The 16,073-nt window shown below is 65.6% G+C and carries 14 protein-coding genes; 6 read left to right on the top strand and 8 right to left on the bottom strand.

The window, feature by feature from the left end:
• Positions 1-330 precede the first annotated feature (330 nt).
• Together EV683_RS03345 and icd are read left to right on the top strand one after the other, a co-directional pair.
• Positions 331-2,568 (top strand): NADP-dependent isocitrate dehydrogenase, encoded by a 2,238-nt coding sequence (locus tag EV683_RS03345; RefSeq protein WP_066611795.1) that lies wholly within the window; start codon positions 331-333, stop codon positions 2,566-2,568.
• Positions 2,569-2,849: 281 nt separating this feature from the next.
• Positions 2,850-4,094 (top strand): NADP-dependent isocitrate dehydrogenase, encoded by a 1,245-nt coding sequence (icd, locus tag EV683_RS03340; RefSeq protein WP_066611799.1) that lies wholly within the window; start codon positions 2,850-2,852, stop codon positions 4,092-4,094.
• Between the two features lie 94 nt (positions 4,095-4,188).
• Here the strand turns inward: icd and EV683_RS03335 are convergent, their stop codons facing one another.
• Entirely contained in the window at positions 4,189-4,392 is a 204-nt protein-coding gene (locus tag EV683_RS03335) for a cold-shock protein (protein WP_066611801.1), read from the bottom strand.
• A 223-nt stretch (positions 4,393-4,615) separates the two neighbouring features.
• Between EV683_RS03335 and clpS the strand changes: the two genes are divergently transcribed.
• Positions 4,616-4,924 carry an ATP-dependent Clp protease adapter ClpS gene (clpS, locus tag EV683_RS03330; protein WP_066611803.1) on the top strand — a complete coding sequence of 103 codons (309 nt, stop codon included), beginning with the start codon at positions 4,616-4,618 and terminating at the stop codon, positions 4,922-4,924.
• A complete protein-coding gene (gene clpA / locus EV683_RS03325) occupies positions 4,924-7,200 on the top strand; it encodes an ATP-dependent Clp protease ATP-binding subunit ClpA (protein WP_066611804.1) in 2,277 nt (758 codons plus the stop codon). The genes clpS and clpA overlap by 1 nt, the downstream gene beginning before the upstream one ends.
• 153 nt (positions 7,201-7,353) lie before the next feature.
• On the opposite strand, the gene xerD is transcribed toward clpA, so the two are convergent.
• The 7 genes from xerD to EV683_RS03290 form a co-directional block, all read right to left on the bottom strand.
• Positions 7,354-8,241, bottom strand: coding sequence for a site-specific tyrosine recombinase XerD (gene xerD / locus EV683_RS03320; protein WP_131861821.1), 888 nt, complete (start codon positions 8,239-8,241; stop codon positions 7,354-7,356).
• Positions 8,242-8,377: 136 nt separating this feature from the next.
• Positions 8,378-8,755, bottom strand: coding sequence for a 50S ribosomal protein L19 (gene rplS, locus EV683_RS03315; protein WP_066611806.1), 378 nt, complete (start codon positions 8,753-8,755; stop codon positions 8,378-8,380).
• A 1-nt stretch (position 8,756) separates the two neighbouring features.
• Positions 8,757-9,527 (bottom strand): tRNA (guanosine(37)-N1)-methyltransferase TrmD, encoded by a 771-nt coding sequence (trmD, locus tag EV683_RS03310; RefSeq protein WP_131861820.1) that lies wholly within the window; start codon positions 9,525-9,527, stop codon positions 8,757-8,759.
• Positions 9,527-10,033: a ribosome maturation factor RimM gene (rimM, locus tag EV683_RS03305; RefSeq protein ID WP_131861819.1), complete on the bottom strand. Its 507-nt coding sequence runs from the start codon at positions 10,031-10,033 to the stop codon at positions 9,527-9,529. The genes trmD and rimM overlap by 1 nt, the downstream gene beginning before the upstream one ends.
• A gap of 30 nt (positions 10,034-10,063) precedes the next feature.
• Positions 10,064-10,315: a 30S ribosomal protein S16 gene (gene rpsP / locus EV683_RS03300; protein ID WP_066611814.1), complete on the bottom strand. Its 252-nt coding sequence runs from the start codon at positions 10,313-10,315 to the stop codon at positions 10,064-10,066.
• Between the two features lie 78 nt (positions 10,316-10,393).
• Positions 10,394-13,105 carry a bifunctional acetate--CoA ligase family protein/GNAT family N-acetyltransferase gene (locus EV683_RS03295; protein WP_131861818.1) on the bottom strand — a complete coding sequence of 904 codons (2,712 nt, stop codon included), beginning with the start codon at positions 13,103-13,105 and terminating at the stop codon, positions 10,394-10,396.
• The gene (locus EV683_RS03290; RefSeq protein ID WP_131861817.1) at positions 13,105-14,121 is read right to left on the bottom strand and encodes a cation diffusion facilitator family transporter; all 1,017 of its coding nucleotides are present in this window, start codon (positions 14,119-14,121) and stop codon (positions 13,105-13,107) included. The genes EV683_RS03295 and EV683_RS03290 overlap by 1 nt, the downstream gene beginning before the upstream one ends.
• Before the next feature lie 166 nt (positions 14,122-14,287).
• On the opposite strand from EV683_RS03290, the gene nadA reads away from it, so the two are divergent.
• Both nadA and EV683_RS03280 read left to right on the top strand, forming a co-directional pair.
• Positions 14,288-15,202, top strand: coding sequence for a quinolinate synthase NadA (gene nadA, locus EV683_RS03285; RefSeq protein ID WP_066611821.1), 915 nt, complete (start codon positions 14,288-14,290; stop codon positions 15,200-15,202).
• A 200-nt stretch (positions 15,203-15,402) separates the two neighbouring features.
• Positions 15,403-16,071: a protein-L-isoaspartate(D-aspartate) O-methyltransferase gene (locus EV683_RS03280; RefSeq protein WP_066611823.1), complete on the top strand. Its 669-nt coding sequence runs from the start codon at positions 15,403-15,405 to the stop codon at positions 16,069-16,071.
• The last annotated feature ends 2 nt before the right edge of the window (positions 16,072-16,073 follow it).

Raw genomic sequence — 16,073 nt, 5'->3', positions numbered from 1 at the left:
TAATAGCAAGGCTGAATAGGCGCGGTTAATAAACATAAAAAGCGTCCCCCTCCCTCCCCCACGCGCCTGCCAGCCTGCCGGGGTCAACAGGTCGGCGTGCGACACGGGAAACACGCGCCGCCGGCAGCCGAGCCGATCGGCGCCGTACGCACCGCCCCCGGCGAGTGGCCCCGTGTGCCGACCGTTCGCGTACAGGATTCGGCACCGCGGGATCGCACGGCACGGCAGCCGGCGGTCCGTCCGGCCCACGTCTTTGCCAAGCCTACGCGCGGCACCGCAGCCTCCTCGCGCAATCGTTCGATCGCCTCATGACAATCATGGAGTAACGTAATGCCTTCGCAACAGCCGACCATCATCTACACGCTCACCGACGAAGCCCCCGCGCTGGCGACCCACGCCTTTTTGCCGATCGTCCAAACCTTCACCGGTCCGGCCGGCATCGACGTCGTCACCGCCGACATCTCGGTGGCCGCGCGCGTGCTGGCGGAGTTTTCCGACTACCTGAGCGAAGAGCAGAAGGTGCCGGACACCTTGGCCGAGCTCGGCCGCCTGACCCAGCATCCGGACACCAACATCATCAAGCTGCCGAACATCAGCGCGTCGGTCGCCCAACTGATGGCCTGCATCAAGGAGTTGCAGTGGAAGGGCTACGCGATCCCGAACTACCCGGAAAACCCGGCCAACGACGAAGAAAAGGCGATCAAGGCGCGCTACGCCAAGTGTCTCGGCTCGGCGGTGAACCCGGTGCTGCGCGAGGGCAACTCCGACCGCCGCGCGCCGGCCGCGGTGAAGAACTACGCCAAGAAGCACCCGCACTCGATGGGCGAATGGAAGCAGTGGTCGCAGACCCACGTCTCGCACATGGATCACGGCGACTTCTACCACGGCGAGAAGTCGATGACGCTCGACCGCGCGCGTGACGTGAAGATGGAACTCGTCACCCAGAGCGGCGAGAAGATCGTGCTCAAGCCGAAGGTGTCGCTGCAGGAAGGCGAGATCATCGACTCGATGTTCATGAGCAAGAAGGCGTTGTGCGAGTTCTACGAGCGCGAGCTGGAAGACTGCCGCCAGGCCGGCATCCTGTTCTCGCTGCACGTGAAGGCCACCATGATGAAGGTGTCCCACCCGATCGTGTTCGGCCACTGCGTGAAGATCTACTACAAGGAAGCGTTCGAGAAGCACGGCAAGCTGTTCGACGAGCTGGGCATCAACGTCAACAACGGCATGGCGACGCTGTACGAGAAGATCAAGACCCTGCCGGAGTCCAAGCAGGAAGAGATCATCCGCGACCTGCACGCCTGCCAGGAACACCGTCCGCGCCTGGCGATGGTCGACTCGGCCAAGGGCATCACCAACTTCCACTCGCCGAACGACATCATCGTCGACGCGTCGATGCCGGCGATGATCCGCAACGGCGGCAAGATGTGGGGCGCCGACGGCAAGCCTTACGACTGCAAGGCCGTGATGCCGGAGTCGACCTTCGCCCGCATCTACCAGGAGATGATCAACTTCTGCAAATGGCACGGCAACTTCGACCCGCGCACCATGGGCACCGTGCCGAACGTCGGCCTGATGGCGCAGAAGGCCGAAGAATACGGCTCGCACGACAAGACCTTCGAGATCCCGGCCGACGGCGTGGCCAACATCGTCGACCTGGCCACCGGCGAGGTGCTGCTGAGCCAGAACGTCGAAGAAGGCGACATCTGGCGCATGTGCCAGGTCAAGGACGCGCCGATCCGCGACTGGGTCAAGCTCGCCGTGACCCGCGCGCGCAACTCCGGCATGCCGGCGGTGTTCTGGCTCGACCCCTACCGTCCGCACGAGGCCGAACTGATCAAGAAGGTCGAAACCTACCTGAAGGATCACGACACCAGCGGCCTGGAAATCCACATCATGTCGCAGGTGCGCGCGATGCGCTTCACGCTGGAGCGCGTCGCCCGCGGCCTCGACACCATCTCGGTGACCGGCAACATCCTGCGCGACTACCTGACCGACCTGTTCCCGATCATGGAGCTGGGCACCTCGGCCAAGATGCTGTCCATCGTGCCGCTGATGGCCGGCGGCGGCATGTACGAAACCGGCGCCGGCGGCTCGGCGCCCAAGCATGTGCAGCAGCTCTTGGAAGAAAACCACCTGCGCTGGGACAGCTTGGGCGAATTCCTCGCGCTGGCCGTCTCGCTGGAAGAGCTCGGCATCAAGAGCGGCAACGACAAGGCCAAGATCCTCGCCAGGACGCTGGACGAGGCCACCGGCAAGCTGCTCGACAACGACAAGTCGCCGTCGCGCCGTACCGGCGAGCTCGACAACCGCGGCAGCCAGTTCTACTTGGCCATGTACTGGGCCCAGGCTTTGGCCGCCCAGACTGAAGATGCCGCACTGGCTGCCCAGTTCGCGCCACTGGCCAAGGCGCTGACCGACAACGAGCAGAAGATCGTCGACGAACTGAAGGCGGTGCAGGGCCAGCCGGTGGACATCGGCGGCTACTACCTGGCCGACGCCGCCAAGTGCGATGCCGTGATGCGTCCGAGCGCGACCTTCAACGCCGCGCTGGCGGCAGCGCGCGGCTGAGCAAAGCGTGCCGATCAAGGTCGGCGACGCTGCGGCGCCGACCTTGCCTCAAGCAAAAACGCCAGGGCCCAGCCCTGGCGTTTTTGCTTGGCACCGGTGCAGCCTGGCTCCCCCGCGCCGGCTCGGATCGCGCGGCATTTTCATGGATAATCGAAAGGCAGTCCCGGTGCGGCCCGCCCTGACGTCGGCGCACAGGATTCGCGCGTGGAACGCCGGGCGCCGCAAACGGAGCCGGCGCCGGGGACACTGTCGGACACAAGTCAACCAGAAGGAAAAAGCCAATGAGCGCATCGCACATCACGGTTCCAGCGGGTGGCCAGAAAATCGTCCCGGGGCAGCCGATCCCGAACAACCCCATCATCCCCTTCATCGAGGGCGACGGCATCGGCGTCGACATCACCCCGGTGATGAAGGACGTGATCGACGCGGCGGTCGCGAAGGCCTACGGCGGCCAGAAGCAGATCCACTGGATGGAGGTGTACGCCGGCGAGAAGTCGACCCGCCTGTACGGCAGCGACGTGTGGCTGCCGGAAGAGACATTGGCCGCGCTGAAGGAATACTCGGTGTCGATCAAGGGCCCGATGACCACCCCGGTCGGCGGCGGCATCCGCTCGCTGAACGTCGCGTTGCGCCAGGAGCTGGACCTCTACCAGTGCGTGCGTCCGGTGCGCTACTTCAAAGGCGTGCCGTCGCCGCTGAAGCAGCCGGAGCTGGTCGACATGGTGATCTTCCGCGAAAACACCGAGGACATCTACGCCGGCATCGAATGGTCGGCCGAGTCCGAGGGAGCCCGCAAGGTGATCGCCTTCCTGCAAAACGAAATGGGCGTGAAGAAGATCCGCTTCCCCGACACCTCGGGCATCGGCATCAAACCGGTCTCGATCGAGGGCAGCCGGCGCCTGGTACGCGCCGCCATTCGCTACGCGATCGACAACGACCGCAAGTCGGTGACGATCGTGCACAAGGGCAACATCATGAAGTTCACCGAAGGCTTGTTCCGCGACGTCGGCTACCAGCTCGCGCAAGAAGAATTCGGCGCCGAACCGATCGACGGCGGCCCGTGGTGCAAGTTCAGCAACCCGCGAACCGGCAACGACATCATCATTAAAGATGCGATCGCGGACGCATTCCTGCAACAGATCCTGCTGCGCCCGGCCGAATACGACGTGGTCGCGACGCTAAACCTGAACGGCGACTACATCTCCGACGCGCTGGCCGCGCAGGTCGGCGGCATCGGCATCGCGCCGGGCGCCAACATCTCCGACCGCTACGCGATCTTCGAAGCCACCCACGGCACCGCGCCGAAGTACGCCGGCCAGGACAAGGTGAATCCCGGTTCGCTGATCCTGTCGGCCGAAATGATGCTGCGCCACCTCGGCTGGACACAAGCGGCCGACCTGGTGATCCGCGCCATGGAGGCGGCGATCGCCGACAAGCAGGTCACCTACGACTTCGCCCGCCTGATGGACGGCGCGACCGAAGTCAGTTGCTCGGCCTTCGGCCGCGCGATGATAGACCGCATGTAAGCACCTGATCAGAAACGAAAAAACCCGCCGTAAAGGCGGGTTTTCACCGACAGAACTGGGAGAACTTGCGCCCGCCCGACCCGTCTGAACGGCATCAGCTGTTCTGGATGTTAGAAGCCTGCTTGCCCTTCGGACCGTTCACGATGTCGAAGCTCACGCGCTGACCCTCTTTCAGGGTCTTGAAGCCCGGCATGTTGATCGCGGAGAAGTGAGCGAACAGATCCTCACCACCTTCGTCCGGAGTAATGAAACCGAAGCCTTTAGCATCGTTGAACCATTTGACAATACCAGTTGCCATGTTGCTTCCTTGATAAAACTGGCTGGTGAGGCCGAACAACAAAAGCTTAAAGTGCGTGAAACACGGGTTCGTTATCACTGCCGGACTTTAAACCAAGCACCTGTCGGTATTTCTACGCATGACGAGTGGCAACGTCAAGCGAAAAACATAAAAAGCGGGAGCCTTGAAAAACGGCGCCCCGGAACCAAAATTGAAGTAAGTCGCGGATTCGCAGAAAGCCCTCATGCCCACCCAGTTTGGAGACGATACCGTCCTGGAGACGTCCAAGACCAAGACGCGCCCGCCCCCGTTGTATAAGGTCTTGTTATTGAACGACGATTTCACACCGATGGATTTTGTGGTCCAGATACTGCAGACGTTTTTTTTCATGGACCGGGAAAAAGCGACCCGGGTCATGCTACAAGTTCATACGCAAGGCCGCGGCGTGTGTGGTGTTTATACCAAAGACGTGGCCGCTACCAAGGTCGAGCAGGTGTTGCAATTCGCAAGATCGCACCAGCATCCGCTCCAATGCGTGATGGAGGAAAACTGATGATTGCCCAAGAGCTGGAAGTCAGCCTGCACATGGCCTTCATGGACGCCAGGCGAAAGCGGCACGAGTTCATCAGTGTCGAACATCTGCTGCTTGCCATGATCGACAACCCGTCGGCCGCCGAAGTGCTGCGCGCCTGCGGGGCCAACCTCGATCAACTGAAGAAACAACTCACCGACTTCGTCGACGAGCACACCCCGACCGTGCCCGGCGAATCCGAAGTCGAGACCCAGCCGACGCTCGGGTTCCAGCGCGTGATCCAGCGCGCCATCCTGCACGTGCAGTCCTCGGGCAAGAAGGAGGTCACCGGCGCCAACATCCTGGTCGCCATCTTCGGCGAAAAGGATTCGCACGCGGTCTACTACCTGCACCAGCAAGGGATTTCGCGGCTCGATGTGGTGAACTTCATCTCGCACGGCATCACCAAGCACCGCTCGCAGCCCAATAGCGAGCCGCGCGAGAACAACAACCCCGAGCAGGACGGCGACGACGTCGCGACCGGCCCGGGCGGCGCGCTCGAAAGCTACACGCAGAACCTCAACCAGCTGGCGCGCGACGGCAAGATCGACCCGCTGATCGGCCGCGACGGCGAGGTCGAGCGCGTGATCCAGGTGCTGTGCCGCCGGCGCAAGAACAACCCGCTGCTGGTTGGCGAGGCCGGCGTCGGCAAGACCGCGATCGCCGAGGGCCTGGCGCGCCGCATCGTCAACGGCGAAGTACCCGAGGTGCTGTCCGCCGCGACCGTGTACGCGCTCGACATGGGCGCGCTCCTGGCCGGCACCAAGTACCGTGGCGACTTCGAGCAGCGCCTGAAGGCGGTGATCAAGCAGCTGACCGACGACGAGCACGCGATCCTGTTCATCGACGAGATCCACACGCTGATCGGCGCCGGCGCGGCGTCGGGCGGCACGCTCGACGCGTCCAACCTGCTGAAGCCGGCGCTGTCGAACGGCACGCTGCGCTGCATCGGCGCGACCACCTACAACGAATACCGCGGCATCTTCGAGAAGGACAACGCGTTGTCGCGTCGCTTCCAGAAGATCGACGTGCCCGAGCCGACGGTCGAGCAGACCTTCGAGATCCTCAAGGGACTCAAGAGTCGCTTCGAGGCGCACCACGGCGTGAAGTACACGCAGGCGGCGCTGTCGACCGCGGCCGAGCTGTCGGCGCGCTACATCAACGATCGCCATCTGCCCGACAAGGCGATCGACGTGATCGACGAGGCCGGCGCGGCGCAGAAGATTCTGCCCAAATCGCGCCAGAAGAAGGTCATCGGCAAGCCGGAAATCGAGGAGATCGTCGCCAAGATCGCGCGCATCCCGCCCAAGACCGTGTCCAGCGACGACAAGAACTCGCTCAAGAACCTCGAGCGCGACCTGAAGAACGTCGTCTACGGCCAGGAAAAGGCGATCGAGGCGCTGTCCGGCGCGATCAAGATGGCGCGCTCGGGCCTCGGCAACCCGCAAAAACCGATCGGCTCCTTCCTGTTCTCGGGTCCGACCGGCGTCGGCAAGACCGAGGTGGCGCGCCAGCTCGCCTTCATCATGGGCGTCGAGCTGATCCGCTTCGACATGTCCGAGTACATGGAGCGCCACGCGGTGAGCCGTCTGATCGGCGCGCCTCCCGGCTACGTCGGCTTCGAGCAGGGCGGCCAGCTGACCGAGGCGATCAACAAGCATCCGTACGCGGTGCTCTTGCTCGACGAGATCGAGAAGGCGCACCCGGACATCTTCAACGTGCTGCTGCAGGTGATGGACCACGGCACGCTGACCGACAACAACGGGCGCAAAGCCGACTTCCGCAACGTGGTCCTCATCATGACCACCAACGCGGGCGCCGAGTCGCTGTCCAAGCCGTCGATGGGCTTCACCAACGCCAAGGAGGCCGGCGACGAGATGGCCGACATCAAGCGGATGTTCAGCCCCGAGTTCCGCAACCGGCTCGACGCGATCATCCCGTTCCGTATGCTCAACGAGGAGATCATCCTGCGCGTGGTCGACAAGTTCCTCTTGCAGCTGGAGCAGCAGCTCACCGAGAAGAAGGTCGACATCCACTTCACCGAGGCGTTGCGCAAGTTCCTCGCGAAGAAGGGCTTCGATCCGCTGATGGGCGCGCGCCCGATGGCCCGCCTGATCCAGGACACCATCCGCAAGGCGCTGGCCGACGAGTTGCTGTTCGGTCGTCTGGCCGACGGTGGCGAGGTGACGGTCGACGTCGACGAATCGGACAAGGTGGTGCTGCAGTTCAGCGAGGAGCCAGCGGCGACTCCCGCCTGAGCCCTTCCCCGCCGTTGCCAAAGCCCGGTTCGCCGGGCTTTTTGCTGGCCGTCACGCACGGCCGGCCCCCGCCCCGTCTGCCCCCTGTCACGCCTTCGCACGAAAAAGGCTCGGCCAACCCTGAAGGTTGGCCGAGCCCCGCTGTGCTACCCGTCAGCCGCGCGGATGGTGCTGCGCGTGCAGCGCCTTGAGCCGCTCCCGCGCGACGTGGGTATAGATCTGCGTGGTGGTGATGTCGGCATGGCCGAGCAGCAACTGCACCACCCGCAGGTCGGCGCCATGGTTGACCAGATGGGTGGCAAAGGCGTGGCGCAGGGTGTGCGGGCTGACGCCGTCCAGGCCGCAGGCGCTCGCGTAACGCGAGATGATCAGCCAGGCGCCCTGACGCGTCAGCGACGCGCCGCGCTCGCCGATGAAGAGCGCGTCGTTGCGGCCCGAGCCGAGCAGCGTGGTGCGCCCCTTGGCGAGGTAGCGCTCCAGATGACGGATCGCGACCTGCCCCATCGGCACCTTGCGCTCCTTGTCGCCCTTGCCGATCGTGGTCAGGCAGCCCTCGTTGAGGTCGAACTGGCCGAGCTTGAGCGCGACGAGTTCGGATACGCGCAGTCCGGTCGCATACAGGAGCTCGAGCATCGCCTTGTCGCGCAGGCCGACCGGCGTCGCCACGTCTGGCGCGGCGAGCAGGATATCGACGCTACGCTCTGACAGGGTGCGCGGCAGCGTCAGGCCGCGCCGCGGCGTCGCCAGCCGCACCGACGGATCGTCGTCGCGCCATCCCGCGCCCTGCGCGTGGCGGTAGAAACGCCGCACGCTGGTCACCAGCCGCGCACGCGTGCTCGCCCGGCTCGCGTCGCCGGCGAGCACTTCGCGCAAGGTGTCGGCATCGGCGGCGAGCAGGGTCGTGCCGCGCGCAAGCAACCGCGCCGTCAGCTTGGTCAGATCGGCACGGTAGGCGTCGCGGGTCTTGTCGGCGAGGTTTTCCGCCTGCCACAGGTAGACGAGAAAGGTTTCGACGGCGGCGGCATCGTCAGCGGGCTTCATCGGCGAGCAGGTGGCACTGGATGTCGGTCATCGCGCCGGCGGCGGCGATCGCGGTACGGTTGGTCATGAGCACGGGCACCGGACACGAAAAAAGCGCAAGGCGGACGCCTTGCGCTTTGCAGCTTGCAACGGAAAATCAGGCCTGCGGGGCGACTTTGCGCGCCGGCAGTTTTTCCTTGATGCGGGCCGACTTGCCGGTACGGCCACGCAGGTAGTACAGCTTGGCGCGACGCACGTCGCCGCGGCGCTTCACTTCGATCGAAGCGACCAGCGGGGAGTAGGTCTGGAAGGTACGCTCGACGCCTTCGCCGGCGGACAGCTTGCGCACGATGAAGGAGCTGTTCAGGCCGCGGTTGCGCTTGGCGATCACCACGCCTTCGTAAGCCTGCAGACGCTCGCGGTTGCCTTCTTTCACCTTCACCTGCACCACAACGGTGTCACCCGGCGCGAAAGCGGGAATGGTTTTGTTCAGGCGAGCGATTTCTTCCTGCTCGAGTTGTTGAATCAGATCCATGTCAGGACTCCTGTTCTTTTGCGGCGTCTTGTTCCTGCTGGTACTCCGCCAGCAGCCGAGACTCCGGTTTTGTCAAAGGCCGGCCGGCCAACAGATCGGGCCGGCGCTGCCAGGTACGCCCGAGCGACTGCTTGAGTCGCCACTGGGCGATCCGGGCGTGGTTGCCCGAAAGCAAGACCTCGGGCACCTTCTCGCCACGGTATTCTTCGGGCCGGGTGTAGTGCGGACAGTCCAGCAGACCGTTGACGAACGAGTCCTCGTAGGCGGACTGCGCGTCGTTCAGCACACCCGGCAGCAGGCGGATCACCGCGTCCATCAGCACCATCGCCGGCAGTTCGCCGCCGGAGAGCACATAGTCGCCGAGCGAGATTTCCTCGTCGACCTCGCGCCGGATCAGACGCTCGTCTATGCCCTCGTAGCGGCCGCACAGCAGCACCAGGCCGGGGCGAGCCGCCAGTTCGACCGCCTTGGCATGATCGAACCGACATCCCTGCGGCGACAGGTAGACCACATGGGTCTTCTCGACGCCGGCGGCCGCCTGGCGCTGGCGCGCGGCGGCGATCGCCGCTTCGAGCGGCTCGGCCAACATCACCATGCCGGGACCGCCGCCGTAGGGGCGGTCGTCGATGGTGCGGTAATTGTCGTGGGTGAAGTCGCGCGGATTCCAGCCCCGGAAACCCCAGATGCCCGCCTCGAGCGCGCGCCGCGTGACGCCGAAGGCGTTGATCGCGGCGAACATCTCGGGAAACAGCGTGATCGCGTCGATCTGCATCAGTAGTCCAGACCCCAGTCCGCCGTAATGCGGCCGGCGTCGAGGTCGACCGATTTGACCACCGCGTCGACGAAGGGCAGCAGGCGGCGGGTCGGGCCGTCGACGACGACCAGCACGTCGTTGGCGCCGGTCTCCATCAGCTCGCCGACCTTGCCCAGCCGCACGCCGTCCAGATTGAATACCTCGAGCCCGATCAGGTCGGTCCAGTAGAACTCGCCTTCTTCGGGCTCGGGGAATTCGCTGCGCGGAATCGCGATCTGGCAGCCGCGCATCGCCTCGGCGGCGTCGCGGTCGTCCACGCCTTCCAGCTTGGCCGAGAGGGCCTTGGGCTGGAGCTGGCCGTTTTCGAAGCGGTAGGGTTTCCAGTCGCCGTCACGACCGAGCCACCAGGTGGCGTAGTCGAACAGGCTGTCTGCGTATTCGGTGTCCGCGTGGATTTTCACCCAGCCGCGCACACCGAAGGCGCCGCGCACATACCCCATGATCACAAGATCGTCGTCGCGCATGCGCCACCCGGTCAAAAACGTTGCAGATGCTTAGGCAGCGGCCTTGGCCTGCTCCTTGAGCAGCTTGGCGACCGAGTCGGTCACCTGGGCGCCGACGCCGAGCCAGTAGTTCAGACGATCCATGGTCAGACGGACGCGCTCTTCCTTCTCGTTGGCGACCGGGTTGTAGAAACCCACGCGCTCGATGAAGCGGCCGTCGCGACGGTTGCGGGAGTCGGTGACCACGATGTTGTAGAACGGACGGTTCTTGGCGCCACCACGGGCCAGACGAATCACTACCATTGTCGATTGTCCTTGAATAAATTCGGAATCGTGAAAAGCCTAGCATTCTAGGGCAGTTTTCTCTTATCTGGCAAGCGCTTATTCCCCGGTCGATCCGCCTGGCGCGTCACCGGACAAGCGCTTGCTCACGACGGCGAGCGAGCGGTCCTCCGGATGGGGCTTCACCTCGAAGCCGAGCGCATGCATCAGCTTGAGCATCGCCTTGTTGCCGGCGAGCACCTCGCCGTGCATCAGCTTCAGCCCCTGGTCACGCGCGGCGTCGAACAGCATGGTCATCAGGACCGGGCCGATGCCGCGCCCCTGCCAGGCGTCGGCGACCACCAGCGCGAACTCGCAGCTCTCGTTGTCCGGGTCGGTCACGTAGCGGGCGATCGCCAGCTGCTCCTCGCCGCCGTCCGCGCGCTCGCGCACCATCGACAGCCCCATCTCGCGGTCGTAGTCGAGCTGGGTGAAACGTACCAACATCTGCTGCGACAGCTGTTTGATGCTCGACATATAGCGGTTGTAGCGGCTTTCCTCGGACAGGCCGGCGACGAAGGCCTGCTGCATCTGCGCGTCCTCGGGGCGCACCGGACGCACCGACACCGGCGTGCCGTCGCGCAGCGTCAGGCTTTTCACCTTGTCGCTCGGATAAGGCATGATCGCCATGTGGCCGTAGCGCTTGCCGTTGGCCGGCGCCGCCGCCAGCGCCAGCCGCGCGTCCAGCACGACCGCGCCGTCGGCGTCGACCAGAAGCGGGTTGATGTCGATTTCGCGGATCTCGGGCAACTCGCACACCATCTCCGACACCCTGAGCATCACCTCCCTGAGCGCGTCGCGGTCGACCGCCGGCAGGTGCTTGAAGCCGGCCAGCGTCTTGCCGATGCGGGTGCGGTCTATCATCGCGTCGGCCAGAAAGCCGTTCAGCGGCGGCAGCGCGATGGTCTGGTCGTGCAGCAGGTCGACGGCCACGCCGCCGGCGCCGAAGGTCATGACCGGACCGAAGGTCTCGTCGTGGACGACGCCGACCACCAGTTCGCGCCCGTAGCGGCGCTTCCTCATCGGCTGCACGGTCACGCCGTCGATGCGCGCCTCCGGGCGCGCCAGGCGCGCGCGGGTGACGATCACATGGTAGGCCTCTCTGAGCGCGATCTCGTTGCCGATATTCAGCTCGACGCCGCCGACATCCGACTTGTAAAGGATGTCGGGCGAATCGATCTTCAGCACGACCGGGTAGCCCATCGCCTCGGCCAGGCTCGCCGCCTCGTCGTCGCTGCGCGCGAGCGCCGACGGGTTGACCGGGATGTTGAACGCGGCGAGCACCGCCTTGGCCTCGCGCTCGGCCAGGATGGACCGCCCCTCGGCCAACGCGGTGCGGATCAGCGCGCGCGCGCCGGCGAGGTCGGGCTCCTCGCGCTTGCCTTCGAGCGGCCCCGGCGTCTGCAGCAGCAGTTGCTGGTTGTGGTGGTAGGCGGCGAGACTCTGGAACACCTCGATCGCGTACTCGGGCGCCCGGAAGTGTGCGCAGCGGGCCTTGGAAAACAGTTCGCGGCTTTCCGACACCTTGGCCTCGCCCAGCCACGACAGGAAGATCGGCTTGCTCGCCTCGCGCTGCAGGCCGACCATCAACTGCGCGGTACTCAGGTGGTCGGTGCCCGCCTGCGGCGTGAAGATGACCAGCACACCGTCGACGCCCGGGTCGTCGAGGCAGGCCTTCACCGCGGTACGGTAGCGCATCGGGCTGGCGTCGCCGATGATGTCGACCGGGTTGCCGCGCGACCAGTTGCGCGGCAGCGCGTCGTTCAACAGCGCGATCGTCGGCTCGGCCAAGGTCGCCAGCTCGACGCCGAGACGGATCGCGCTGTCGGCGGCCAGCACGCCGGGGCCGACGCCGTTGACGACGATCGCCAGACGGGGCCCTTGCACGCGGTAGTTGGCGGCCAGCACCTTGGCGGCGGTGAAAAGCTGCGCGATGGTCGACACTTTCAGCACGCCGGCGCGCGCCAACGCGGCGTCGAACACCTCGCCGCTGTCGACGCGGCGCGCCAGCACCCCCGGCCCGTCGTCGCCCTCCTCGAAGCGCCCCGACTTGATCACCACCACCGGCTTGACGCGGCCGGCGGCGCGCAGCGCGCTCATGAAACGGCGCGCGTCGTGGATGTGGTGGACGTGCAGCAAGATGCCCTGGGTGAAAGGGTCGGCGACCAGGAAATCGAGCACCTCGCCAAAGTCGACGTCGAGCGCCTCGCCGAGCGGGACCACGCTGGAAAAGCCGATGTCCTTGCTGTCGGCCCAGTCGAGCATTGCCGCACACAGCGCGCTCGACTGCGCAACCAGCGCGAGGTTGCCGGGCCGAACCTTGCCCGAATAGCTGCTGGCCAGCAGCCCCGCCACCGGCCGCATCATGCCGAGCACCACCGGGCCGAGCACGCGGATGCCGTGGCGGCGCGCCAGCGCCAGCGATTCGGCGAGGAGTTCGCGCTCGAGCGGGACCGAGTCGGAAAAGTCCTTGGCCAGCAGCATCGTCTTCACGCCGTGGCGGCCGCACTCCCTCATCACCGCCGGCAGCGCGCGGATAGGCGTGGCGACCACCGCCAGGTCGATCGTCGCGTCGATCTGGCGCACCGACGCGTAGGCGGGAAAGCCGCCGACCACCTTGCGGTTCAGGTTGACCGGATAAAGCTTGCCCTGGAAATTGCCCGCCACCAGGCTGGTGAACACCGCCTGCCCGACCGAACCGGGCGTGTCGCTCGCGCCGATCACGGCGACCGAGCGGGGCGAGAACAGCGGCGTCAGGTAATGCGGCTTCATCAGGACCCCTCCGAGGCGCGCACCGCGACCCTGACCGCCCTCCCGCCGGGCGGCGGCAGGGGCCATTCGGGTTGCAGGGTGATATGGTCGATGCCGAAGCGGCCGGACAGCTTGCGCTGACACTCGGCCAGCACCCGCGGCCAGTCGCCGGGAGCGTCGACGCGCAGATGGGCCGACAGCGCGACGCGCTCGGCCGACATGGTCCAGATGTGCAGGTCGTGCACCGACAGCACGCCAGGCACCGAGGCCAGCGCGCGGCCGACCTTGTTGAAGTCGAGATGGGCCGGCACGCCCTCCATCAGCACCAGCAGCGACTGGCGCAGCAAGCGCCAGGTGGAATTGAGGATCAGCAGCGCGACCAGCACCGACAGCATGGGGTCGACCAGCGTCCAGCCGGTGAAATAGATCACCGCGCCGGCGACGATGGCGGCGACCGAACCCAAGAGGTCGCCCATCACGTGCAAGAGCGCCGCGCGGGCGTTCAGCGAGTGCGCGCCTCGCGACAGCACCCAGGCGACCAGCACATTGACCGCCAGGCCGACCAGCGCGATCGCCATCACGCTGCCCCCCTTGACCGGCAGCGGCTCTAGCACGCGCGCCACCGCCTCGACCGCGATGTAAACGATCACGCCGAGCATGAACAGACCGTTGACGAAGGCGCCGACCACCTCGGCACGCCCGAGCCCGAAAGAGTGCCGGCTGGACGCCGGCTTCTGGCTGACGCGCGCCATCAGCACCGCCAGCAACAGCGCCATCGAATCGGTCAGCATGTGACCGGCGTCCGACAGCAGCGCGAGCGAACCGCTCCAGACGCCGCCGGCCGCCTCGACGAAGGCGTAGCCGAGCGTGACCGCCAGCGCCAGCCGCAGCGAGCGGCTGCTGGCGGCGCGCGCGGCTTGGCCGCTCAGGCCGTGCGCATGCGCATGACGGTGCTGCTCGTGGTTGACGGCGTGGTCGTCGTCGTGCGGCGCATGCCCATGATCATGCTCGCTGTGCGCGTGGTAGGAAGTCGACATTCCGCGGTTCCTCGTCGAACGGCACCGCCCGCGCCGCCGTCGAGCGCCGAGGTGGTCAAGCCGTTACAATATTGCTACTCTAACCTATTCAGCGTTAACCATTCATTGCGTCGCATCAACAGAACGGGCGCCCCGCCCGTTCCGGATACGACCGGAGTTCAGTCGTATGACTCGCGTAGTCACGCTCGCCCACTACTATACCCAACCGGAAATCCAGCAGATGGCCGACAAGGTCGGCGACAGCCTGGAACTTTCGCTCTACGCGCGCGAAGCGAAGGCCGACATCATCGTGTTCGCCGGCGTGCGCTTCATGGCCGAAACGGCCAAGATCCTCAACCCGGCGGCGCGCGTGATCCTGCCCGACGCGCAGTCGACCTGTTCGCTGGTCACGCAGACCGACGTCGCCGCGCTGCGCCGCTGGCGCGAGAGCTACCCGGACCATGTGCACGTGTCGTACATCAACTCGAGCGCCGAGCACAAGGCGCTGTCGGACTGGATCGTGACCAGCCGCAACGTCGACGACATCATCGCCCACCTGTACGAACAAGGCCAGAAGGTGATCTTCTCGCCCGACCGAAATATGGGCGCCTACCTGAACTTCCAGTACGGCTACGACATGCCACTGTGGTCGGCAGTGTGCGAGGTACACGACAAGTTCAACGAGGCCGCGCTGAAGGAGGCGTTCGCCGCCGTCGCGGGCGACAAGTACCTGATCGCCCACCCGGAAAGCCCGCTGCCGGTGCTGACCGGCGCCGACTACGTCGGCTCGACCTCGGGCATGCTCAACTGGATCAAAGCGTACCAGGGCGCCCCGTCCGCGGTCATCTTCGTCGCGACCGAAGACGGCATCCTCTACAACATGCGCCAGGCGCGCCCGGACCTCGACATCCGCCAGGCGCCGATCTACGCCGGCTGCCAGTGCAATTCCTGTCCGTACATGAAGATGAACACCGTCGAGGCAGTCAAGCGCGCGCAGCGCGGCGAGGGCCTCGAGATCGACTACCTGAGCGCCGAGCAGATGGACGCCGCACGCCTGCCGATCGAACGCATGCTGGAATTCAGCCAACGCTACTACCAGTGATCGCTCCCCCGACCGAACCCGCAACCCGCCGCCCTGCCGGCGGGTTTTGTTTTGCCGTGCGATGCGTATTCCCTTTGTCATTGCAGCGAGGATACAATCAGACACACCTTCGCCCCCGGAGCGTTCCTCGCGCACCCCGTCGCCGCAACGACGGGCCGGCAAGCGGCGGCGCGACCGCCCCTTTTCCCTAGGGTAGAACCATGGCTCCATCGCTGACCCAAGCCCCCCGCAACAGCGGCATGCTGTCCGACCGGACCCGGCTACGCATGGTCGAACGCCTGCGCCAGGGCGGCGTGCGCGACGAACGCGTGCTGACGGCGATGTACCAAGTACCGCGCCACCTGTTCGTCGACGAGGCGATCGCCACGCGCGCCTACGACGACACCTCGCTGCCGATCGGCCACGGCCAGACCATCTCGCAGCCCTTCACCGTCGCGCGAATGACCGAGCTGCTGATCGGCGGGCGCAGCCCCGGCAAGGTGCTCGAAATCGGCACCGGCTGCGGCTATCAGACGGCCGTGCTGCTGAAAACCGGCGTCGAGGTCTTTTCGGTGGAACGTCTGGCGCCGCTACTGGACAAAGCTAGACGCAATCTGCGTGCGGCCAAACTGGTACAGGCGCGGCTGGTCCACGGCGACGGCCACTTCGGCCTGCCCGAGGCCGCCCCCTTCGACGGCATCATCATGACCGCCGCCGCGCGCAGCGTACCGGACGCGCTGATCGCGCAGTTGGCCGAGGGTGGCCGGCTGGTGCTGCCGCTAGGCGAGGCAGAGCAGCATCTCTGGCTCATCGAGAAAACCTCTCAGGGGCTGCAAAAAACCCGCCTCGACGCGGTGCGTTTCGTGCCCCTGCTGCCCGGCCGTCAATGATG

The organism is Crenobacter luteus (assembly GCF_004345725.1).
Taxonomy (GTDB): Bacteria; Pseudomonadota; Gammaproteobacteria; order Burkholderiales; family Chromobacteriaceae; genus Crenobacter; species Crenobacter luteus.
Note: the sequence above shows the minus strand (reverse complement) of the source record. Positions and strands in the feature narration are given on the sequence as shown.

What these genes read in the sequence shown, in the direction of transcription:
- EV683_RS03335 (WP_066611801.1), bottom strand. Translation starts at nt 4,392, where the DNA reads ATGGCAACTGGTATTGTCAAATGGTTCAACGATGCTAAAGGCTTCGGT.
- clpA (WP_066611804.1), top strand. Translation starts at nt 4,924, where the DNA reads ATGATTGCCCAAGAGCTGGAAGTCAGCCTGCACATGGCCTTCATGGAC.
- EV683_RS03345 (WP_066611795.1), top strand. Translation starts at nt 331, where the DNA reads ATGCCTTCGCAACAGCCGACCATCATCTACACGCTCACCGACGAAGCC.
- nadA (WP_066611821.1), top strand. Translation starts at nt 14,288, where the DNA reads ATGACTCGCGTAGTCACGCTCGCCCACTACTATACCCAACCGGAAATC.
- EV683_RS03280 (WP_066611823.1), top strand. Translation starts at nt 15,403, where the DNA reads ATGGCTCCATCGCTGACCCAAGCCCCCCGCAACAGCGGCATGCTGTCC.
- rpsP (WP_066611814.1), bottom strand. Translation starts at nt 10,315, where the DNA reads ATGGTAGTGATTCGTCTGGCCCGTGGTGGCGCCAAGAACCGTCCGTTC.
- rplS (WP_066611806.1), bottom strand. Translation starts at nt 8,755, where the DNA reads ATGGATCTGATTCAACAACTCGAGCAGGAAGAAATCGCTCGCCTGAAC.
- xerD (WP_131861821.1), bottom strand. Translation starts at nt 8,241, where the DNA reads ATGAAGCCCGCTGACGATGCCGCCGCCGTCGAAACCTTTCTCGTCTAC.
- icd (WP_066611799.1), top strand. Translation starts at nt 2,850, where the DNA reads ATGAGCGCATCGCACATCACGGTTCCAGCGGGTGGCCAGAAAATCGTC.
- rimM (WP_131861819.1), bottom strand. Translation starts at nt 10,033, where the DNA reads ATGCGCGACGACGATCTTGTGATCATGGGGTATGTGCGCGGCGCCTTC.
- EV683_RS03295 (WP_131861818.1), bottom strand. Translation starts at nt 13,105, where the DNA reads ATGAAGCCGCATTACCTGACGCCGCTGTTCTCGCCCCGCTCGGTCGCC.
- EV683_RS03290 (WP_131861817.1), bottom strand. Translation starts at nt 14,121, where the DNA reads ATGTCGACTTCCTACCACGCGCACAGCGAGCATGATCATGGGCATGCG.
- clpS (WP_066611803.1), top strand. Translation starts at nt 4,616, where the DNA reads ATGCCCACCCAGTTTGGAGACGATACCGTCCTGGAGACGTCCAAGACC.
- trmD (WP_131861820.1), bottom strand. Translation starts at nt 9,527, where the DNA reads ATGCAGATCGACGCGATCACGCTGTTTCCCGAGATGTTCGCCGCGATC.